The sequence below is a fragment of the Anaerolineales bacterium genome, assembly GCA_015075625.1.
Lineage (GTDB): Bacteria > Chloroflexota > Anaerolineae > Aggregatilineales > UBA2796 > UBA2796.
In genome coordinates this window covers 414,092-436,517 of record JABTTZ010000003.1, presented here as the reverse complement: position 1 = coordinate 436,517, position 22,426 = coordinate 414,092, and the positions used below count along the sequence as shown (strand labels likewise).

Annotated in this window: 16 protein-coding genes; 11 read left to right on the top strand and 5 right to left on the bottom strand. The window is 55.5% G+C overall.

Going from position 1 to position 22,426, the window contains the following annotated elements:
• The first annotated feature begins 84 nt into the window (after nt 1–84).
• The gene (locus HS103_16085) at nt 85–4,536 is read left to right on the top strand and encodes a GAF domain-containing protein (GenBank protein ID MBE7514319.1); all 4,452 of its coding nucleotides are present in this window, start codon (nt 85–87) and stop codon (nt 4,534–4,536) included.
• Nucleotides 4,533–5,210: a tetratricopeptide repeat protein gene (locus HS103_16080; GenBank protein ID MBE7514318.1), complete on the top strand. Its 678-nt coding sequence runs from the start codon at nt 4,533–4,535 to the stop codon at nt 5,208–5,210. Before HS103_16085 ends, HS103_16080 begins: the two co-directional genes overlap by 4 nt.
• Nucleotides 5,211–5,235: 25 nt before the next feature.
• Here the strand turns inward: HS103_16080 and HS103_16075 are convergent, their stop codons facing one another.
• Nucleotides 5,236–5,679 carry a hypothetical protein gene (locus HS103_16075; protein MBE7514317.1) on the bottom strand — a complete coding sequence of 148 codons (444 nt, stop codon included), beginning with the start codon at nt 5,677–5,679 and terminating at the stop codon, nt 5,236–5,238.
• Nucleotides 5,680–5,818: 139 nt separating this feature from the next.
• Between HS103_16075 and HS103_16070 the strand changes: the two genes are divergently transcribed.
• The 7 genes from HS103_16070 (at nt 5,819) to HS103_16040 (ending at nt 14,579) form a co-directional block, all read left to right on the top strand.
• Nucleotides 5,819–7,513, top strand: coding sequence for a peptide ABC transporter substrate-binding protein (locus tag HS103_16070; GenBank protein MBE7514316.1), 1,695 nt, complete (start codon nt 5,819–5,821; stop codon nt 7,511–7,513).
• Nucleotides 7,514–7,649: 136 nt separating this feature from the next.
• On the top strand, nt 7,650–8,684 hold the full coding sequence (locus tag HS103_16065; GenBank protein MBE7514315.1) for an ABC transporter permease: 1,035 nt from the start codon (nt 7,650–7,652) through the stop codon (nt 8,682–8,684).
• Between the two features lie 26 nt (nt 8,685–8,710).
• On the top strand, nt 8,711–9,688 hold the full coding sequence (locus tag HS103_16060; protein MBE7514314.1) for an ABC transporter permease: 978 nt from the start codon (nt 8,711–8,713) through the stop codon (nt 9,686–9,688).
• 101 nt (nt 9,689–9,789) lie between these two features.
• Nucleotides 9,790–10,899 (top strand): hypothetical protein, encoded by a 1,110-nt coding sequence (locus HS103_16055; protein ID MBE7514313.1) that lies wholly within the window; start codon nt 9,790–9,792, stop codon nt 10,897–10,899.
• A 146-nt stretch (nt 10,900–11,045) separates the two neighbouring features.
• Nucleotides 11,046–12,209, top strand: a complete 1,164-nt coding sequence (locus tag HS103_16050) for a cystathionine gamma-synthase (GenBank protein ID MBE7514312.1) — start codon at nt 11,046–11,048, stop codon at nt 12,207–12,209.
• Nucleotides 12,210–12,222: 13 nt separating this feature from the next.
• Nucleotides 12,223–13,668 (top strand): cystathionine beta-synthase, encoded by a 1,446-nt coding sequence (locus tag HS103_16045; protein ID MBE7514311.1) that lies wholly within the window; start codon nt 12,223–12,225, stop codon nt 13,666–13,668.
• 119 nt (nt 13,669–13,787) lie between these two features.
• Nucleotides 13,788–14,579 (top strand): glutaminyl-peptide cyclotransferase, encoded by a 792-nt coding sequence (locus tag HS103_16040; GenBank protein MBE7514310.1) that lies wholly within the window; start codon nt 13,788–13,790, stop codon nt 14,577–14,579.
• 42 nt (nt 14,580–14,621) lie between these two features.
• Here HS103_16040 and HS103_16035 read toward each other — a convergent pair whose 3' ends face one another.
• Together HS103_16035 and HS103_16030 are read right to left on the bottom strand one after the other, a co-directional pair.
• A complete protein-coding gene (locus HS103_16035; GenBank protein ID MBE7514309.1) occupies nt 14,622–16,445 on the bottom strand; it encodes a GAF domain-containing sensor histidine kinase in 1,824 nt (607 codons plus the stop codon).
• Entirely contained in the window at nt 16,445–17,311 is an 867-nt protein-coding gene (locus HS103_16030) for an alpha/beta hydrolase (GenBank protein ID MBE7514308.1), read from the bottom strand. Before HS103_16030 ends, HS103_16035 begins: the two co-directional genes overlap by 1 nt.
• Before the next feature lie 243 nt (nt 17,312–17,554).
• On the opposite strand from HS103_16030, the gene HS103_16025 reads away from it, so the two are divergent.
• Together HS103_16025 and HS103_16020 are read left to right on the top strand one after the other, a co-directional pair.
• On the top strand, nt 17,555–18,778 hold the full coding sequence (locus HS103_16025; protein ID MBE7514307.1) for a WXG100 family type VII secretion target: 1,224 nt from the start codon (nt 17,555–17,557) through the stop codon (nt 18,776–18,778).
• Between the two features lie 17 nt (nt 18,779–18,795).
• Nucleotides 18,796–19,581, top strand: a complete 786-nt coding sequence (locus tag HS103_16020; GenBank protein ID MBE7514306.1) for a PD40 domain-containing protein — start codon at nt 18,796–18,798, stop codon at nt 19,579–19,581.
• A 137-nt stretch (nt 19,582–19,718) separates the two neighbouring features.
• On the opposite strand, the gene HS103_16015 is transcribed toward HS103_16020, so the two are convergent.
• Nucleotides 19,719–21,068, bottom strand: coding sequence for an acetyl ornithine aminotransferase family protein (locus HS103_16015; GenBank protein MBE7514305.1), 1,350 nt, complete (start codon nt 21,066–21,068; stop codon nt 19,719–19,721).
• 203 nt (nt 21,069–21,271) lie between these two features.
• Nucleotides 21,272–22,360, bottom strand: a complete 1,089-nt coding sequence (locus tag HS103_16010) for a glycosyltransferase family 4 protein (GenBank protein MBE7514304.1) — start codon at nt 22,358–22,360, stop codon at nt 21,272–21,274.
• Nucleotides 22,361–22,426 lie beyond the last annotated feature (66 nt).

The window sequence follows — 22,426 nt, the reverse complement described above, 5'->3', positions numbered from 1 at the left end:
ATGGTTGGCTTAATGTGGACAATGCATTGGTGTAATCAAAAACGATCAGCAAAAATCTGTAGATACATGTACAATTAATTCGCTATGGGACAACGAATCACGCCGTCCGAAACCTATGCGGGTAAACTTGTACTCGCGGCTGAACCGCCACCCGCCAAAGGTGCGGCACGGGCGATTCTTCCCCGTCTCCCAATGGCAATTTTCCTTACCGGTTTGGCGGTTTTAATCCCTATCCTCCTCTTTCCAAAAGAACAATCCTTACCGCTCACCGGACCTACAGTGGGTGGAATTCTCTTTTATGCGCTGATGTATGCTGGGTTGTCGCTGCTTTCGTTTCGGGTACAGGCAGGGATTTACACTGGCTTTCAAAATGTAGCGCCGATGGCGTTATTCCTTTCCTTTGGGGAGATGCCCACTCTTACGGTGTGCTTTCTTGGGGCGGCGCTGTTTGAAGTAGGGCGGGGGCTGCTTGGCAAACGGCTGACGCTTACCCAACACACCCTCTCCCAAGCGGTTATCTCTTGTCTTTTTAACGGCGGCGCAAGCGCTGTGTCCACCCTTTTAGCTGGATGGCTGTATGCTCGGTTGGGGGGGGAACTGCCCGCCATTACGCTATTGCCTAGTTCCTTCAGCCTGTTTATTCTCCTCTTTTTTGCCCGTGCGCTGCTTTATGTGACCATTATTTTGCTCTGCACGCCACTGCCGATGATGCGCGGGTCACAGCGCCTTGTGCAAACGCTGTTCCGTTTTTTTCTGATCGAACTATTCGCCATGCCCATCGCCCTTTTGGAAGCGCTCAGCTTGAATGATGGGCAACTTCCGGGGTTCATCCTCCTCTCGATGGGCAGCCTTCTCATTGCCGCCCTGTTCCGTTCAGCGGAAAGCTCCCGCCGCGAATTGGAGCAGCGCATTGAGGAAATGGCGACGATCAACCGCATCGGTCAGGCGCTTTCGGCAACGCTTGCCCCCGAAGACCTGATGCAAAAGATTTACGAACAGATTCACGCCCTCGTTGGGGCGCCGCTCTTTTATATTGCCCTTGTTGACCATGAAACGGATGTGATTAGCTTCCCACTGGCAATGTTCAACGGTATTCGCCAAGCGTGGGAACCGCGCCAAATGACCAACGGGATCACCGAATATGTGATCCGTACCGGAAAGCCCCTTTTCATTCAAGGCACCATTGAGGATGTCCGCCAGCGTTTGATTGAGATGGGGATGCAGCCCTTTGGTTCTGGCACGGTCTGCTTTGCCGCAGTCCCGCTGCGGGCGGATAACGAAACCTTTGGGGTGATCTCGATCCAAAGCAATACCGATCCAAATGCCTTTGGAGAGTATGGGGCAACAGTCCTCGCCACGGTGGCAACCCAAGCCGCTGCTGCGCTGCGCAATGCGAACCTTTACAACCGTGTTTACGAGATGGCGGATAAACTCGCCCTCCTAAATCATATCTCCTCGTTGGTCAATGCCTCGCTAGATCTTCAAACGGTGCTGCACAGCATTTGCAATGTCGTTATTGAGGTCGGCTTTGCCGATAAAGTTGGCGTGTTCCTCAATGACGAATCGGAATCCGCCTTGCGTTTGGCATACTCCATCGGCTTGGGCGAAGATTTCACCGCCCAACTGCGGGAGATTTCACGCGGGGATAGGCGCGGACCCTTAGAATTCCTTCGGCGTGGTGAGCCTATGGCAATAGCCAACGTTCACAGCGACCCACGCGGGCGCGGCTGGCGAACCCTTGCCGAGGTCGAAGGCTACATGGGCTTGATGGCGGTCCCTCTGGTGACCGGTGCGCAGGGGGTTGGCTTCCTCGCCGTCTTCTATACCGAGGCGCATACCTTCACCCAATCTGAACTGGAGATCATGTCCACCTTGGCGAATCAGGTGGTGGCTGCCATTGCTAACGCCCGTCTCCATCGGGATACCCAAAATCGGGCTGGGCAGCTTACCCAGTTATACGAATCCTCGCGGATGTTCAACGCTTCGCTTGATCTTGTCCGCGTCACCGAGACGGTTTTTGATGCCTTAGCGAGAGTGGCTGCTCCCAATGCGCTTTCCCTTCAACTGATAGACCCCGATGGCAGTTTGCGCTGTATTGGGGCGCGGGGAATTGCCCTTGAGTCGATTACCCCCGCCTCTACCTCGGCAATGAAAGCCATTCGCAGTGCGGCACCGATCACGCTGCCCCAAAATGCTGACGATGTAGAGATGCTGCGGCGGGCAAAAATACACCACGCCCAACTGATTCCCATGATTAGCGGGGAGACCGTTTTTGGGTTGATCCTCATTGGGCATGAAACCGAACACAGCCAAGCCCCCGGTGAAGGGCAATTGATTGAGGCGATGGTGAACCAAGCCGCCAGCGCTATCCGCAACGCGCAGTTGTTCAACCAAATGGATATGGCGCTTGAGCAGCGGGTAAATGAACTGACCACCATTGAACTGATCTCGCGCAAGATTTCGGGGGCGCTTGATCTCGATTCGGTCATTGGCGATGTTCTGAACGCTGCCCTGAATGCCACCGGCGCTGACCTTGCCGGAATTGCCCTCCGTTTGCCGGAGTCGCCGGATCGCCTTAGTTTGGTGGAGCGCCAGCGCGGGGTGAGCAGTTCGGCAACGGTGACCGCCCTGATTGACGCCGGACGTGGGATCATCGGGCGAACCTTGCGCGAAAAGCACATGGTTCATGTCCACGATGTTCGCCACGATAACGATTATCTTCCCTCTGCCGTGCCGGGGATACGAACACAATTGTGTGTGCCTATCCTCCAAGACAACACTGCCATAGGCGCGATCTCGCTGGAAAGCCGAACCCCCAATGCCTTTGGCGAGACTCATGAACGATTCATCACCAATCTGACGGCGCACGCCGCCATTGCCATTCACAATGCCCAGTTGTTCGAGGAACGCGATACCCAAATTGGGACGCTTGTCAAACTGCGCAATTTCTCGTTGGAACTCATCTCAGCGACGACGATTCGGGATGTTTTGGATTTGATTGCCGAATACACGCTGATCATCTCGCACGCCAAAGATGTTCATATTTACCTCTATGAAAACACGGAAGATCGCCTTCAGTTCAGCGCCAGCTTGTGGCTGGATGGGCGGCAAAATGTAGAGGCAAAGCATCCAAATCGGCGTGGGCGTACCTATCAGGTTGCCCGCGATGGAAAAATGCTCCTGATCCCAGATATTCGCCAATTTGAGCCGACGCTCTCCCCCGATAATCAGAATTACACAGGGATTGCCCGCCTTCCTATCAAACGCGGGGATCGCGTCATTGGCGTCATGGTGATCACCTATCGGGACGTTCATCACTTCACCGATATTGACATACGGCTCTTTGAATTGATCACCGGTCAGGCAGCTATTGCCATTGAAAATGCCCGCTTGTTTGACGAAGTTCGTCTGGCGCGGGATCGGATGAAACTCGTTTTAGATTGGGCGCAAAATGGCGTGATTCTTGTCGATGCGCAGGGGCGTGTGGCGCTGGTCAACCCCGCCGCCGAACACCTCCTCGGTTATCCGCTAGGCAAGATGACGGGGAAAAACATTCTACGGGTTGCCGCCCGTGCGCCAGCAGAGATTGGCTCGCCAAACATTGCTTTTTGGAAAAGCCAACTGCAGAACATTCTTCAGACAATTCGCGCCACACCCAGTACCCCGACTCGTCGCGAATATAGCTTTGGCGGCAAACAACCCCGCGAGATCGAGGAAACGACACTCCCTGTGTTTACCAACGAGGGGCGGTTGAATGGACGCCTAATCGTGCTGCGTGATATTACCGAGGAAAAAGCCCTCAAAGAAATGCAAGAGAGCCTGACCCGCATGGTGCATCACGATCTGCTCAGCCCCTTAGGGAATATCCAAACCTCGGTGATGATGGCGAAAGAGATTGTCCAACTCATTGGCGATGCCGACCTTGAAACGCTCCTTGATGTTGCCCTTTCCAGCACCCAAGATGGGCGACGACTCGTTGATACGCTCCTTGACATTAACAAACTCCAAGAGGGGGCGCTCATCCCTCGGCGCGAGGTATGCAACCTGCATCATATTGCCGAAGGGATTGTCAATGCAAAACTTACGCTGGCAAAGGCAGAAGATATCCGGCTCTTGAGTCTCGTCCCCGCCGATGTTCCCCTCATCACAGCGGATACAGAATTGATTCGGCGGGTGTTGACCAATCTTGTTGAAAACGCGCTCCGCCACACACCCAAAAACGGGGAAGTCCGCTTGGAAACCGCGCTGCTCCCGCCTAGCGCTCCCAACGATGAGCCAGCGCTGCGCATCTCCGTAACCGATACGGGAAAAGGTGTCCCGCCTGATTACCGAACTCGCATTTTTGAAATGTTCGTCCAAGTGCCAGGGTCAAACATTCGCGGAAGGCGCGGGAGCGGCATTGGCTTGACCTTCTGCCGTCTTGCTGTGGAAGCACACGGCGGGCGTATTTGGGTGGATAGTGGACCGGAAGGCGGGGCGCGGTTTGCCTTTCGGCTGCCGCTGATCCCGCGCACCCATGTGGAGGAAGGCGAATGACGAACAAACCGCTGCCGCCACCGCCTGTGAAACCCACCCCTGCCAAAACGACCAGCCAAGCGGCGTTTATTCCAGCCGAGGGCAGTACCCCCGACAACACTCCAGCACGGGTGAGCCGCATCACCGCCGAACAATACTACATGCGCAGCCTAAAACATTATGATGAGGGCGACCTTGAAAATGCCCTTTTGGATATTTCCGAGGCAATTTACCTTGACCCCCGTTTCGGACCCTATTACAGCACACGGGGCATGTATTACATCACGCGGGGAGAAGTGACGGGTGCGGCTGCCGATTTCGCCTATGCGCTCAAGATGAGCCGTCGTGATTGGCTTGCCCATTATGGGATGGGTATTCTGAAGTATAAAGAAGGCTATATGGCAGAGGCGCTCCTCGCCTTTGATACCGCGCTGAAGTTCAAGCCGCGCCGCCCAGAGATATGGTACTACCGCGCCGCTGCCGCCTTCTATAACAATGATTTTGAACGGGCGAGTGAGTCCATCGAAAAGGCGCTTATGTACTTCCCCGCCAATGACAAACGGACGCGGGAAGCGAAACTGTGGAAAAAAGAGATCGACGGCAAACTTCCTAAAAAAGAACGCACGAGGGAGACGGATACAACGAATCCCCGTCCGCCGCGAACGCCCCCCAAACCGATACGCGGAAAATCGTAACACCATCCCCTTGAGGATCGGACGGCTATGGCATCAGTGTCCCCTCTAGCCAGGGAATCCCAAAGCCAAAGAGCAGCTTTCCCGCGGCGGCAATCGCCATTCCCAATTCGTGCGAGGTGCGGAACAGCCACCAATGATCAGCACCGTCTAAAACACGGACGGTAAACTGATCCCACAGCAAGCGACTTAGGGTGATCTCCACCCGCGCCGGATCGCTGTTATCGCGTGCCTCAACGCCACGATTGCGTAAGAGCGAGAGCCGAAAACGGGAGGGGGCTTGCCCACCGTAATTCAACACCTGAAACTCAAGGTAGGCGGTTGCCCCGTCGGGAAGCGCCTTCTGATAGCGGTATAAGCCTCGCCCTTGCTGGAGTGAATTGGCATCAAGCGTGTATCCCGCTGCTTTGAACGCCTCGCCCCCAACCTGTTCAAGGATCGCCCCAAACGAACTTTCTAATGATTCGCTCATCAGAAAAGTATATCTTAACTATCGCTTTAGACGCATAAGGCTTGCAAAATCGTTACGCATCTGTGAGAATATGCGCCACCGGGGTAAATTCCTTAAAACGCCCCGAAAGAAGTACATTTTGCAGAAAGGGTCAAAGAACGTGAACTCTCGTATCAAATTCTTCCTTACCCTCGCTCTTGCAGCTGCGCTTTTGGTGGCGGCACTTCCCGTCGTCAGCAATGTGCGTGCGCAAAGTGAGAAGGTCTTGGTTGTTGGCTTCTCCCAAGAGCCGGATACCCTCAACGGGTATTATTCGGCAATGGCGTTTGGGCAATGGGCGATGGACTTGTGCGTCGCTACGCTCTACGACATTGACGAGAACGGCACGCCCGTCCCCGTCTTGATTGCCGAAGTTCCCACCGTTGAGAACGGCGGGATCGCCGCTGACTTGAAGTCCTACACTGTCAAGTTGAAACCCGATCTGAAGTGGAGCGATGGTGCGCCTCTGACGGCGGCAGATGTCGTGTTCACCTTCCAGATGATCATGGAAAAGAAGAACAACTTTGCCCAAGCCGCCAGCACTGCTGCGGCGTTGGAATCGGTGGAGCAGGTGGACGATCTGACGGTCAAGCTGACCTTCAAGGACGTTCAGCCCTTCCCCGCCAAGCACCTTTCCAATGAAGGGCTGCCCGCTGTTCTGCCAGCGCATGTCTACAAGCCCGTCTTTGAAGCCGAAGGCACGTTAGAGCAGGCAGAAGAAAACCAGAACCCCACCGTCTTCAGCGGACCCTTCAAGCTGGCGGAATGGGCGCGTGGCGAAGCCTTGACCTACGTCCCGAACGAAAACTATGTGGGCGGCGCGCCGAGCATTGATCGTCTCGTCCTGCGCATCTTCCCCGACATTGAGACAGCGAAGGCTGCTCTGGCGGCGGGCGATGTCCAATTCCTGACGAACGTTGCTCAGGCAGATGCTGGTACACTCGGTGCCCTCAGCCCTGATATTCAGGTCGTTCAGGTCTTCGGTGGCTATATCGAAAAAATGACCATTAACATGCGTCCCGAAGACTTCCCCGGTGCCGGACACCCCGCGCTGCGTGATGTCAAGGTGCGTCAGGCACTCCGCTTGGCGATGAACCGTGAGAAGATCGTTACCGAACTGCTCGGTGGGACGACAACTGTCACTGACTCGCTGTATGCCGGAACGCCTTACGAGAACAAGAACATCACGACCGTTGGGCGCAATGTTGAAGAAGCTGCCAGGCTGCTCGACGAAGCGGGCTGGGTGCTTGGTGCCGATGGTGTCCGTGAAAAAGACGGCGTGAAACTCGAACTGCGCATGAACAGCACGAGTGCTGGCTGGCGGCAGGCGAACATTGCTGTTCTCCAACAAGACCTTGCTGAAATTGGCGTAAAGACCGTGCTGGCAGGCTTCCCCTCGACGGACTACTTCGGTCAGTTCGCCAATGGTGGGACGCTGGCGACGGGTCAGTTTGACCTCGGCGAATACGCCAACAACACCGTTCTGACGAACATCGTGAACGTTTCTGTGGACGAGGAACTGACCTGCGCCCAACGGATCACGGATGACAACCCGGCGGGCAACAACTACAGCGGCTATTGCAATGAGGAGATGGATAAACTCGTGGAAATCACGAAGACATCCTCCGATGCGAAGGCTGCTCAGGAAGCCGCCGATAAGATTCAAGAAATCTTGGCAAACGATGTACCGGTCATCCTGCTGTTCCCGCGTGGGGACATCTACGGCATCCTGAAGTCGAAGTTTGCTGAAGCCCCCCGCATTGGGTCGGGCGTGGGCAACCAATTCTTCGACATCGTGAACTGGAAGCTGAACTAAGCACCTTATAGGGACTCCTGCAAAGGAGTCCGTTGAGGTGAACGACAGGGGCGGGGAAACTCGTCCCTGTTTCATATCTAGACATCAACCCAAAAGATCATTTTCGTGCAGAATTTTTTGGACAAGGCGGCAGCGCATGGTCAAATTCATTGTCCGGCGGGTAATCGAAGCCATTCCCCTCCTGTTCATTGTCAGTATTATTTTGTTTGTGCTGATCAATGCCGTAGGCGACCCGCTGGCGGTGTTTGGCGAGGCACGCAACAAGCCCAACGCCCAACAGCGGGAGGAAATCCGCCGCCGTTTGGGGTTGGATCAGCCCATCTATATGCAATACCTCACGTGGCTAATCGGCAACGATTGGCAGATGGTCGATGTGCGCGGCGATGGGACGCTTATGGAAGCGGGAACGCGCAAGGGTGTTTTACGTGGGGAATTTGGCAATTCAATCATCACCCGCACACCGGCGATCCGGCGTATTCAAGAGCGTCTACCGAATACGCTCTTGCTAATGGTGCCGGCATTTATCATCACCGTTATCCTCGCTATTTTGATAGGTATTTTCTCAGCAATCTACCAATATTCGCTGTTTGACAACCTTGTCACTGGACTGTCGTTTTTCTTCTATTCAATGCCCATCTTCTTTATTGCCCTCATGTGTATTTACATATTTGGGGTGCAGTTTGATCGCTGGGGGCTAGATGGCTTGCCAATTGGCGGCATGGGGGAACCGGGCGCTCCAAAAACATTTGCCAACGTCTTCCCTTACATGATCATGCCCACCTTCTGCTTGGTAGCAATCCAACTGGCGGGTTATGTGCGCTTTGTCCGTTCGTCCATGTTGGAAGTGATGACCCAAGATTACATCCGTACTGCTCGCTCCAAAGGGATGTTTGAAAGCCGCGTTGTGCGCCTTCATGCTGTCAAAAATGCGGCGCTCCCCCTTGTCACGCTCATTGGCTTGGATATTCCCTTGCTCCTCGCCGGGGCAGTGGTCACCGAGCGAATCTTTGCGTGGCCCGGCATGGGACGGCTCTTTACGGAAAGCCTAGAGCGCTCCGATTTCAACGTGATGATGCTGATCCTGATGCTCCTCAGTGTGGCGGTAATCGTCTTCCAGATCATCACCGATATTGTCTATACATGGTTTGATCCGCGCATCCGGTTCAATTAGAGACGAGACGTTAAAGGGAATCTATTATGACCACTATCTCGCATCCTGAACGGGACACGACCCCACCGGAAGCGCCGATTCTGAATCTTAAGGCAGACGACAAAGGGGCGGCACAATCGAACCTAGGGCGCAGTTTGAAGCGCCTGCGCAAGCACCGCATGGCAATGGTTGGCGCCGGGCTGCTGACGGCAATTCTGCTCTATGTGATCATTGGATCGTTTGTCTACAGCGAAAAAGACTCCAATTTCAATGTGCCAGAGAGCCGTTTGCAAGCGCCTTCAGAGGCATATGCCTTTGGGACGGATCGTATCGGGCGCGATATTTTCATCCGCACTATCTATGGCGGGCAAATCTCGCTGTTCATCGCCATCACTGCCGTCACCGTGCAGATCGTCGTTGGGGTTGGCATTGGCTTGCTGGCGGGTTATCTGGGGGGGATTATCGATTCCCTCTTAATGCGCGTTGTGGACGCCATGTTGAGTATTCCCCAAATTTTGATTGCGCTGATCAGTGTGAAGTTGTTATCGGATAAAATTTCAGACTTTCGGATTGGGGATCGGGAATTTAGCAACACCCTTGTTGTGATGATCTTTGTCATCGGCTTGACCAGTTGGATGCGCCTTGCCCGTATCGTGCGCTCAGTGGTGCTGTCCATTAAGGAACAAGAATACATCACGGCGGCACGATCCTTAGGGCTGCCCCCTAGCCGCATCTTGATGCGCCATGTTCTTCCTAACTGCATTGCCCCAATCATCGTCTCGGCAACGCTTGGCGTGGCGTCGGCAATCCTTCTGGAAGCCTATTTGGGGTTCTTGGGCTTGGGCGTTCGCCCACCAACGGCAACGTGGGGCAGCATCATCGCTGACGCCAACGAATTCTTGAGTTTGGGCATTTGGTGGTATTGGTTCTTCCCGGCATTGTTCATCATGCTCACCGTTTTGGGAATTAACTTCCTCGGTGATGGCTTGCGTGATGCCTTTGATCCCAAGAGCCTCAACCGCTAGAATCCGTTGAGGGTGATCCCGCCGGCACGCACCCGTCGGGATTACTCCCCTTGCCGTACTTCCTCCTTTCCAGACGCTGTTAAGACCCTTGAGCAATACCCATGACCCTACCGCCCGCCCTCGCCCGTATTTTGGCGCGAATTCGCCCCGCCCATATCGTGTTTATCGTGGTGATGCTCTATCTTGGCGCTGTTTACGCCTTTAATGGGCGCGGCGTTTGGGAATTCATTTTCCCTGTGCGCACCGAAGGGAAAGGCTATGATGGACAGTTCACCTACTTTATCGCCCGCGATCCGCTTGGCGCGGTGGAACTTCAGCAGTTCCAGATTGATGATCCCGCCTACCGTTACCAGCGGATTTTACATCCCGTTCTGGCAAGACTGCTCAGCTTGGGCAATGATGCCCTTCTCCCCTGGGTGATCGTAGGGATTGATGTGATTATGCTGGTTGTCGGCGTCATGGCGCTGGAACGCTTGCTTGCCGCGCAGGGTGTTAACCGTTGGCACGCCCTGACTTATGGCTTGTTTGCTGGGGTCGTGGCGGCAACACGGGCGGGGACAACCGAACCGCTTGCCTATGGGCTTGTCCTTCTCGCCATTTTGTTTGGGGAACGGGGACGTTTAGGGTTTCAGGCAGTCTTTTTCGCGCTGGCGGCGTTGGCGAAAGAACCCACCCTGTTTTTCGCTGCGGGTTATATCCTCGCCTATCTCTCGCAGCGGCGGGGGCGAGATGCCTTTCATCTCGGTGTGATCGCCTTCGTTCCTTTTGCCCTTTGGCAGGTCGTGCTGTACCTTTGGCTTGGACGCTTTGGGATCGGCTCTGGCGGGGCGGGGGCAACGGGCTTCGAGATCATCCCCTTTAATGGCATTTGGCGCATCGCGGCTGAGAGTCTCCCCGTCTTTCTCTATTTCGCGCCGTATTTGATCATCGGTGTCGTCATTCCAACGATCTACGCCTTGATTGCCTCCGGCGTTGACCTTCTTCAGCGCCGCTGGCAGCCTTATGTCATCCTCGTTTTTCTGAACGCCGCTTTGATCCTCACCGTGCCGTTTTCGACCTTTCGTGAGCCGTTCGGCATCATCCGCTTTTTGCCCGGACTGGTGATCAGTTTTCTGCTTTATGCGGCGCTCTGCGCACAGTGGGGACGTTCACGTCGCCCGCTGCGCTATGCCCCTCTCTGGATTTTATGGGGGATGGTCTTGTTCGGGTGATTGCCATTTTTATTCTCTCAGGATGCTATAGGCGTTAGGCATCTGCCCTCATCCCCCTACCCTTTTCGATGAAGGCAGGATAAACACGTTCAATCGCGTGACCCCCCTTGAAGGGGTAGGGTACAATCGTCCTCAGGAGATTTTTCATGACCGACGTAAAAAAAGATCACGATTCACTTCATTTTGACACGCTTGCCATTCATGCCGGGCAGTCACCAGACCCCACCACCGGGGCAATTATGACCCCCATTTATCAGACCTCTACCTATGTTCAAGCCGCACCCGCCGTTCATAAGGGGTACGAATACAGCCGGACGGATAACCCCACCCGGAAGGCGCTGGAAGATTGCCTTGCCGCCTTAGAAGCCGCACCCTATGGCTTGGCGTTTGCCAGTGGTATGGCAGCCATTGATACGATCTTCAAACTTCTGAATGCGGGCGACGAGATGATCGCCATCAATGATGTGTATGGGGGGACGTACCGCCTTGCCGACAAAGTGTGGCGGCGTTATGGAGTCAACTTCCGTTGGCTTGATCTGACAAACGCCGAATCGCTGCGGGCGGCGTTGCAACCAAACACAAAAATGATCTGGCTAGAGACGCCCACCAACCCCCGCTTGGTGCTGGTGGATATTGCGAAGATTGCCGAGATCGCCCACGAAGCCGGCGCGTTGGTTGTGGTGGATAACACCTTTGCCAGCCCCGCTTTGCAGCAGCCCATCCGTTTTGGGGCGGATATTGTCATTCACAGCACAACGAAATACATCGGCGGGCATAGCGATGTCGTCGGTGGAGCGCTCATGATCCGTGATGAAGACCACTTTCGGCAGTTAAAATTCCTCCAAAATGCGGCGGGCGCGGTGCCGGGTCCGATGGATTGCTTCCTCGTGCTGCGGGGCTTGAAAACGCTTGGCTTGCGCATGGAACGGCACAGCGCCAACGCACTGAAAATCGCCCGCTTTTTGGAAGACCACCCCGCCATTCGGGAGGTCTACTATCCGGGCTTGGAAAGCCACCCTCAGTATGACCTTGCCAAGCGGCAAATGCGTGATTTCGGCGGGATGATCAGCCTTGTGCTGCATGGGGGGACGGAGGCGGGTAAACGCTTTGTCTCGCGGACGCACCTCTTTGGCTTAGCGGAAAGTCTTGGCGGTGTGGAAAGCCTCATTGAACACCCTTACAGCATGACTCACGCCAGCACCGCCGCCAGCGACTTCGCCGTTGATCCCGGTTTGGTGCGCCTGAGTGTGGGCATCGAACACATTGATGATCTGATTGCCGATCTTCGTCAGGCGTTGGAAGGGGCTTAGGGAGAAACTCATTATGACGCAGCAATCCACAGTGACCGCGCCACCCCTTGCGGGGACACCAGACATTAAAAATTCTATCCTAGAGACAATGGGAGAAACGCCGCTTGTCCGTCTTAGCCGTGTGACACGGGGCGTTCACGCCGATATTGTGGCAAAGGTGGAATTCTTCAATCCTGGTGGCTCGGTCAAAGACCGCATTGGCATTGCCATGATTGAGGACGCCGAAGCGAAAGGGCAGATCAAGCCCGGCGGGACGATTGTTGAAGCAACCTCAGGGAACACGGGGGTGGGGCTGGCAATTGCCGCCGCCATCAAGGGTTACAAGTGCGTGTTCGTCTTGCCCGATAAGCAGTCTATCGAGAAGATCAAGCAGTTGCGGGCGTTTGGGGCGCGGGTAGTGGTGACACCCACCGATGTGATGCCCGAAGACCCGCGCAGCTACTACAGTGTAGCGCGGCAGATTGCCACCGAAACGCCCAACGCCATGCTTGCCAACCAATACCATAATCCGGCGAACCCGGAAACCCATTACCGGACAACAGGACCCGAACTGTGGCGGCAGACGGCGGGTAAGATTGATGTGTTTGTCTGTGGGATGGGGACGGGCGGCACGATTACTGGGGTGGGGCGCTACCTGAAGGAACAAAACCCAAAAGTTCAAATCGTCGGCGTCGATCCACTCGGATCAATCCTCCGCGAGTTCTTCAAAACAGGACAGATGGGGGAAGCGCACTCGTATAAAATTGAAGGCATTGGCGAGGATTTCATCCCCTCCATTTATGACTTCAGTGTTATTGATGATATGGTTACTGTTGCCGATAAAGAGTCGTTCCTAATGGCTCGCCGCTTGGTGAGAGAAGAAGGTATTTTTGGCGGCGGCTCATCGGGAAGCGCCGTTGTGGGGGCGATGCGCTATGCGACAGAAAACAGCCTCGGTCACGAGAAGCTCGTTGTCGTCTTGCTGCCGGATTCTGGCTACCGCAACTTGGGCAAGGTCTTCGATGATGAGTGGATGCGCCAAAACCGCTTTCTGGACCCCGTTAGCTCAGAGGCGCATGTGCGCGACGTGCTGAACAGCAAGCCGCACCGCGATTTGATCGCCGTCCATAACCATTCACGGGTGGGGGAGGTCGTCGCCATGATGAAAGAAAACGATGTCTCGCAATTGCCTGTTATGGATGATCAAGGCGGGCTGCTTGGTTTGGTCTCCGAAGTGAGCTTGCTCAAATACCTCTTGGGTAGCCAGATTGGGGCGGGCGACCAACCCATTGGAACACTGGCGGTCATTGATACGGATATTGCCACCGTGACGCCCGATATGCCGCTGGAAGCGGTGATGAGCGTTTTTAATACCAGCCCGGTGGCGGTGGTCGTCCCCGATAGCGTCCAAGATCGCCGCCCGCTCGGTATTCTGACGAAGATCGACTTGCTCAGTTACCTGACCGCCCAGATGGGCTGATCACCTGATTACACCCCTATGTGTTGGGGATCATATTCAGCGGGTGTGTGACGGATAGACTATCACAGACGCGCTGAAACTATCGAGAAAGCGCACTTCTGAAAGAGTCCTAGAGTCTTATGCACCGCCGTTTTCTAATTCTCGTTTGTATGGTTGTCCTACTCACGGGCTGCGAGGCGTTGAATAATCTGGCGAAACGGGCAGTCCCCCCACAGCGCCTCATCACACGCATCCTAAATACCTACTCACACGATTCCACCAGTTACACACAAGGCTTGCTGCTTTACAACGGATTGTTTTATGAGAGCGGCGGACAGTATCGAGAGTCCACGCTCCGGCTGGTTCAGCCAGAAACAGGGGAGGTATTGAAGCGGCTCGATTTGCCCCCGGACTATTTTGCGGAGGGGTTAGCGCTTGTTGGGGATCGGCTGATTCAAATCACATGGCGCGAGGGTAAGGCATTTGCCTATGATCGGGAGACGTTCAATCTGGTAGAGACATTTGCTTACGAGGGCGAGGGGTGGGGGTTGTGTTACGATGGCGAATCCCTTTACATGAGCGATGGATCGCCCTACCTTGTCGCCCGCGATCCCACCACCTTTGCTGAGCTTCGCCGCGTTTTGGTTGTCAGCGACGGGCGACCCGTGATGCGCCTCAACGAACTGGAATGTGTTGGGGATTCGGTTTATGCCAATATTTGGTTTGAAGACCGCATCATCCAGATCAACAAAAAGAGCGGTGCGGTTACGGCGGAGATCGACGCCTCTGGGCTGCTCTCCCCGCCGGAACGGGCGATGATGGATGGCGGGGCGGTACTGAACGGAATTGCCTATAACCCCGAACGAAAGACGTTTTACATCACCGGAAAATATTGGGGGAAGTTGTTCGAGGTGGAATTCGTCCCTCGTTGATCGCACACGGCGAACCCCTTCGTTCGATAGGGACGACAGGGGTTAGCCGCTCTTTGCCCGCAGCGCAGCAGCCAAGGGCAGCCACAGGGTAAAGGTGCTGCCTACACCCGCCTCGCTGGTGACACCCACTTCCCCGCCGTGCTGTTCAATGACGCTCTTGACTAGGCTCAAGCCCAAGCCCGTCCCTGTGATGTGTTCTGTCCCCGGTTCGTGGGCGCGGTAGAAACTTTGGAAAAGCCGCGCCTGCCGTTCTTTGCTGATGCCATAGCCGTTGTCTTGAACTTCGACAATCAGCCGCTTGTTTTGGGCGTACATGCGGACGGTGATCACCCCAGTATCGGGGGTGTATTTAATGGCATTGCTGATCAGGTTGGCAATCGCTTGGCGAATTTGGCGCTTGCTGCCAAAGGCGTTGAACGCACCGGGTTCTTTTTTTACGGTGAGGGTGTGCTTTTTCAGTAGGGCGCTGCTGCTCTGCTCTAGGATGATGTCGTCTAGCAGGGCGGCAAGATCAACGTTTACCCACGATACACCGCGTTCGCTCTCGATGCGTTCCAGTTCCAGCAAATCTTCCAAAAGGGCTTTCATCTGTTGTAAGGATCGGTCAATGTAGCCAACAAAGGTCACTTCGTCGGCGCTTAGGCGCGGTCTGGTCAGCCGTGTGAGGAGATCGAAGTAGCCCATGACATTCCCCAGCGGGTTGCGAAGGTCGTGTGACGCCATCTTGATCATCTGCGTCTTAATCCCTTCCAACTCGCGCACATCGGCATAGAGCTTAACTTGGCGCAGTGAGGAGGCGATCAGGCTGCTAAGCGCCTCGCCAATTTGGAGTTCGTCGGGGGTGAAAACGCGCTCTGTTCGCCCCTCTCCGGCAACAATCACCCCGATCACATCAGCATTGATCGTCTGCGCCCCACTGACGACGATCAAAGGGGCAAGGAGGATCGCCTTATAGCGACGCAGAATCATGAACGCCTTCAACCCGGCGGAAAGGCGTCCATCGGTAATCGTCAATGCCAGTGGACGTTGGTTTTTAACCACCACCTGATATTCGGGAATGTTCTCTAACTCAATAATTTCCCCAATGGGTGGGAGGGAATCGGTTGCCCGTGCAGTGGGGAGGCGGTAGGCGGCAGTGATCACCAGTTGGTTGACAAGGGGGCGAAAATCTAAGATCAGGCTGCTGGAAACGCGCAAGACGGTGGCAATCGATTGCGCCGCGTTTGCCAATGCCGCATCGCGTTCCAAGCTGGCGGTGATCAGACGGCTGGCGGCGAAAAGTGCCGCCATTTCGTCGGCTTGGCGTTCTGCCTCGCGGTAAAGACGGGCATGATCAAGGGCGATGGCTGCCCGCCCGGCAAGGCGCTCTAGGAAGGCGACATTCGTCGGCGTAAAGCTGTCTGTCGTTGTACTGTGGAGCATCAAAATGCCAAGCAAACTCCCGCGCAGTTCCAACGGAAGGGCAATTTCCGCCCGTCCACCGGGGAGTAAGGGGCGCTGTTCGACTGCTTCTGCATCAGAGATCACCACTTGAATGGTTTTCGTCTGCGCGGCTTGTCCTGCCACACCTTTGCTTAAGGGAAGGGGGTGTTCGGTGCTAAAAGGGAGCGCTTCTGGGGGGTAGCCAAGCGTTACTTCGGGGATCAAGCCGCTGCCATCGGTGGTCAGGGTGCAATACATGCCAGCGGCGGCACCTGTCCGGCGCAGCGCCCAATCCATCGTCAGGGTCAAGACACGGGTGAGATCAAGCGTCGCTCCCAATTCCTGATCGATCTGTTGGAACATGCGCAGTTCGTCAATTTGTTCGCGTAAATCTTGCCCCCGCAGGTCTTGCCCTTGTGCGTGGTCACCGAAACTTGCGCCCATTATGCTCGCTCCAAAAATGTGATCAACGCCTGATCGCGGATGGTGCTAGGAATTGTCATCAGGCTAGTATGCCCCGCATCAGGAATGGTCACGGCGCGGGCGTTGGGAAATGCCTTGACCATTTTGGCTAAGATATCCTCGCTCAGCAGCGGATCGTCCACGCTGAACATCCCCATACCCGCACGAACGATCAAGACTGGACAGGCAATCTTTGCGTGCAGCGCGTCTAGTTCTGCCAACTGTACCAGATTTTCCGGTTTGCGCTCTGCCTCCAAAACATAGCGGGCAATGCTGCGGATGTACGTCCCATCTGGCTGAAGGGTGAGGTTGCTGCGGATAAGTGCTTCCAATTCGTCTGTCCAGGGTTGGTAAAGGGGTGATCCCTTGAAGCGATTCACATAGGCATCGCTATCTGGGTAGCGGTAGGGAATCGAATCATAGTAGAGCGTCAGGGCTTGGGCAGCGGTTGGATCGGGCGATGCGCCCCCATCAAAAAGGATCACTTTTGCCACCCGCTCTGGGTGGTGCGCGGCGATGAGGACGCTGAGCATTGCCCCGAAGGAATGTCCGGCAAGGATGAAGGTCTCGATACCGAGGGTGTCCAGCACCGCCAGCATATCCTTTACATGCCCCTGCGGGCTGTATTCGCCAAACGGGGCATCGCTCCCACCGCGCCCACGTAAATCAGGGGCGATCACCCGCCAGCGAGGGGAGAGCAGCGCCCCCAAACGGAGCGCTAATAAGCTATTTGCAGTGATGCTGTGCAGAAAGACGACGGGCGGCGCTCCCCCCCGCCAATCACGGAGTTGGATCAGGGACCGGTGGGCGAGGACGCGATACGTTTCGTGATCGGGAGGATTCATCATGACAGCAGCATAATGTTGGACGTTATTTAAGCGTGCTTGATCCGCTTGTAATTGTAGCCTAATCCGATCAAAGGTGTCTGGAAATTGTAAAACACACCCACCAAACGCCCTGAATATGCACCCTGTGGGAGGCAAATTTCAACATTGTTGTGATACAGTATAACAAGATCATCACAATCATGCGGATGAGGCATGATTGAGCAATCTCAGGTTGGGTTGTGAACAACGCGAGAAGGCGGTTTTATGACAGCACAGATTATTCAAAGTCGGTACGACGAATTGGCGAAAATCGTTAAAACCTTTCAACAACACGCCAATGAGGTCAGCAATTTAACAAAAACGGTTCAGTCGTGTGTAGATGCCCTTGCCGCCGGAGGCTGGGTGGGCGAAGGGGCTACTCGTTTTGTCAACGAGATGCGTGAAATTATCTTCCCCGGTTTTTACCGCCTTGATAATGTCCTTCAGGAAGCGAGCGGGGCGACGGGAAAGATCATTCAGGTCTTTCACGAGGCGGAGGATGACGCCGGGCGGCTTTTCGGCGGGCAAGGCGGCGCAAATGGGACGGGTTCAGGGGCGAATGGCAGCGGTGGACCAAGCGGCGGGACGAATCCCAACGCGCCTGCCCCGCCCACGCGCAAACCGGGTGAGGTGACCAGCGCCTTCCCGCCCGTAACAAACGGCGCCGTCCCGCTGTATCTTCTCGATATGGATAACCCCAATTTTGACGCCCAAAAGTTCATCCGCGAGTTGAACACAGGCGGACGCCCGGTGATTTTCATGGCGCACGGTTACAACGTGAGCGATGCCGAAGCAAAGGCGGGGTACATCAACGCGGCGGATTGGTACTCCAAGCAGTATGGGCATTTGCCGCCAGAGCAGCGTCCTGTCATTGTCGGTGTCGATTGGGCGTCCAGCAGTATCAAATTTGCCAAAGACGCCGGCTATGCCGAGGCGAACACAAGCGCCATCAGCACCGGGCAGCGCTTCGGACAGCTTTTGGAACAGTACAACACCTTCCATCCCGAAAGCAGCGTGAATGTTGTCGCCCACAGTTTGGGCAACCGGATGTTTATGGAGGGCGTCGCCACTGCCAATGTGAAGGTCGATAATTACCTTGCCGTGCAAGCCGCCGTCAACAACGATTTCTTTGAACCCGGTGGGCGTTACAATAGCTCGCTAGGGACGGAGATCAAGCGGATGGGGCAAACCTATACCCCCAACGATCAGGCGCTCAATGTCCATGAATTCTTTGGCTATGGCGATGCGACGGGTCACAGCAAACTGAACGCCGGACATTTCCCCGTGCAGTCGTATAACATGCAAGGGACAGACAGCGTAAAGGTGATCAACCTCCCCTTTGGCAAGACGATCACCATTCCCACCGGCACAAATCACTACAACTACGACGCCCCCGAAATACGTCCTATCGTCGTGGACTTCTTCGGCAGAAACTTTGATCGGCGCTAACGAGGACAAAGCACGTTATGACACTTGGCAGACTTGCCTACACGAAAAACGGGGTACTCCATATCCTCGATATTGAAAGCGGGGGTGTTACCGTCATTGATGACGGGTCACAGCAAATGCACAGCCCAACGTGGCATCCTGAGGGGACGTTCGTCGCCTATGCCAGCAGCGTGATCATGGCGGTGCGCTTGGAGGACATGCGCTCCCGCCCCGTCAGCCCCATCGATCAACCGGCAGCCTTCCCCGTTTGGCATCCGAGCGGGCGGCTGATGCTCTATGATATTCAGGGGACGGGTATCCACCTCCACAGCCTAGAGACGGACAAGATACAGTTTCTTCCGTTGGGAAATCTCTCCATACAGGCAGCCTGTCACCCCGATCAGCAGCAGATTGCCTTTGTTGGCGTGATCGACGGCGAGAAACACATCTGCACCGTTGATTTGAAATGCCTAGATGATCAGAACTGCCCAACAGCGGTAGCACAGTTGACCCGCGCCGGACGATACAACCACGCCCCAAGCTACAGCCCCGATGGAACGCGCATCGCCTTTGAGCGCTTTCTCGAAGGGGGCGAACACTGGGCGATCATGACCATGAACACCGATGGGAGCGACCTTCAACAGATCACGCCAGCGGGCGTTGATGCGCACCACCCCACATGGGGACCGGGCGGGAATTACCTCGCCTTTGAGCGGGTAGAGAAGGACGTTCACTCTATCCATCTGATCTATGCCGATGGGAGTGGAATGCGGGGTTTAACCTCCGATGGCGAGCGTGAGCCGGCGTGGTGGTTTGAGGGGTAAGATGGTTTTCGTCGTAGGGGTTTTGTAGGGACGCCCCCTGGGGCGTCCGCCTTCTGACAATCTATCCACAGGGGAACATCACGGACGCGCCGCAGCGCGTCCCTACACATCGACGCATCACCGGCAATCAGCGGACCCTACGCCCCATACTCGCGGACGAGATGCGGATGGTAGGTGTGGGCAACCTGCGTCAACACCCGCTCCAAGATCGCCAGCCCCTCGTCGGCGTGTTCGCGGCTGATATTCAGCGGCGGGATGATCCGAAGCGCACTCTGACCTGCCCCTAGCAGCAGCAAGCGTTCCTCGAAGGCGGCGTCCACCACCGCATCACGACAATCCCGATCTGGGGTCGTCATCCCGGGCTGTGTCACGAAATCCAAGCCAATCATCAGCCCCTTGCCGCGCACCTGCCCAATGAAGGGAAAGCGAGCCTGCATCGCGGTCAGTTTCCCCATTAGGTAATCGCCCATCTGTGCGGCGCTTTCGATCAACCCCTCCTCAAGCAGTTTTAGGGTTGCCAACGCCGCCGCACAACAGACCGGATTCCCCCCGAAGGTGCTGGCATGAGCGCCGGGCGTCCAGGTCATGACACTTTTGCGGGCAATCATCGCCCCTAGCGGCATTCCGCTGGCAAGCCCCTTCGCGCTGACGATGATGTCGGGGTGGACATCGAAATGCTCAATGCCCCACCATTTTCCCGTCCGCCCAATGCCCGCCTGCACTTCGTCAATAATCAATAAAATACCGTGCTTATCACACAAGGCACGAAGGGCGGGGAAGAAACCCGGCGTGGGGACAACATAGCCGCCCTCGCCCTGAATGGACTCCACCAAAACGGCAGCGACTTCCTGGGCGGGGACAATCGTGCGAAAGACCGTATTTTCAAGATAGTCAATAACGCGCTCCCCATAATCCGTGAATCCCTCCATATTCAACACAGGGCGGAAGGCATCGGCAAAGGGAATATGGGTGACGCCCGGCATCGTGGGGAAAAAACCCTTACGCTGGACGTATTTACTTCCGGTCAGGCTAAGGCTGCCCATCGTCCGCCCGTGAAAGCCGCCCATAAAGGTGATGTATTGGGGGCGTTTGGTGTGGTAACGGGCAAGTTTCAGCGCCGCCTCAATCCCTTCGGTGCCGCTGTTGCCAAAGAACACCATAGCCGGTTCGCCGCCAAAGGGGGCAATGGCGCTCAGTTTTTCGGCAAGCTCTACCTGAGTCTCGTAATAAAAGTCCGTCCCCGACATGTGGAGAAATTTCTCCGCCTGGTCCTGAATTGCCTTGACCACCGATGGGTGGCTGTGTCCAGTGGCGGTGACGGCGATTCCGGTGGTGAAGTCAAGAAAACGTTCCCCGTCGGCGTCCCAAACCTCCGCGCCACGCCCGCGCCCCATGACGAACGGATAGCCCCGTGTGTACGAGGGGGAGATAACCTGCTGATCCCGATCCAAGATAGCGCGTGATTTTTTGCCGGGTGTGAACCCCATGGAAAGCCTCCAAAGTCCGTTTTTAGAAATTTTTTGTCATTTCTAGCGCCGATGATGTCAAAATTATAGATCGGGGGAACGATTCGGGGAAGATCGGGGCTGAGTTATGGGGTTTTGATGCTGGTTTACCTCACCCCTTACATGCGCTGGTTGGTAATGGGTGAGGTTATGGAATGCCTTTTTATCGAACGAGAAGGACGCTGCTATCCAATAGGCTCATGGGTGAGCGTATTCAGCAGCCCCAGATAGCCATCGATCATCGCCTTTTCTGTAAAACGCCGCACGCGCTCTTTCCCGCGCTGCCCATAGGTTTCCCGCAGTGCGGTATCGTTCAAAAAGGTTAGAATGCCCTCCGCCAACGCCTCTGGGTTTTCCGGCGGCACAAGCAGTCCAGCATCGCCCACCACCTCTGGGGCAGCACTGGCGTTCGTCGCCACAATGGGCTTGCCAAGCGCCATTGCTTCTAGATAGACATAGCCAAAGCTCTCTTGGCTGCTAGGGTGGCAGAACACATCCGCTCTTTGCCACTCACGGGCAAAGGCGCGATCATCGCTGAGGTGGGAAAGCCAGGTCAGGTTCTCTTCGACCTTCAAGGTCGCTGCCAGTTCGTGGAGGGAATCCCACTCCAAGCCGTTCCCGACAATACGCACCTCAACATCAGGGTACGCCATCTGCAAGATGGGAATTGCCCGCAACAAAAGTTCAATCCGCTTCCGAGGGAACATCTTCCCCACAGCAAGGATCACCGGATGATCGTTTGCTTGGTGAGATTCGCCTTCGGCATAGGGAAACCACGAGGGGTGGTGAAAGCCATGCGGGATCACGGTGATCTTTTCCGCTGGAATCCCGTATAATTCTTGGATGCGCTGTTTTCCATAGGCGCTGGCAACGGTCACATGGTCGCCACGTTCCATGTTTACTTGGTCGTAGAACCCTTGCGCCATGACCATGGTCCGTATCGGGTCGCGCTCCCAGGGGACGACATCGGCGTACAGGCAGTGGGCAGAGACGATCAATGGCGGGCGCGTTGCCGCGTCAAGGGCGTAGCCATCATAATCAAAGCCAATGATCACATCCATATCCCGAAGACGTGGGTCGGTGCGTAGTTCGGCATTGAATAAAAAGCGTTGGAGCGTCACCGTGAGGTAATCGGTGCTGTCAAAATTGGGGGCGATCACCTCAACCTGAACGCCCTGTTCGCGCAGCCCACCAAGAAAACTATTGAAAAACACAGCTGTGCCACTGCCGTCAATCACGTCAGTTGCCCACGAGGTCACGATTCCAATATGCATCTTAACCCTCACCTCGAATCGGAGTAGGTTCTGTTGACGTTTTTCGCCCAGAACCCCTATCCCCCC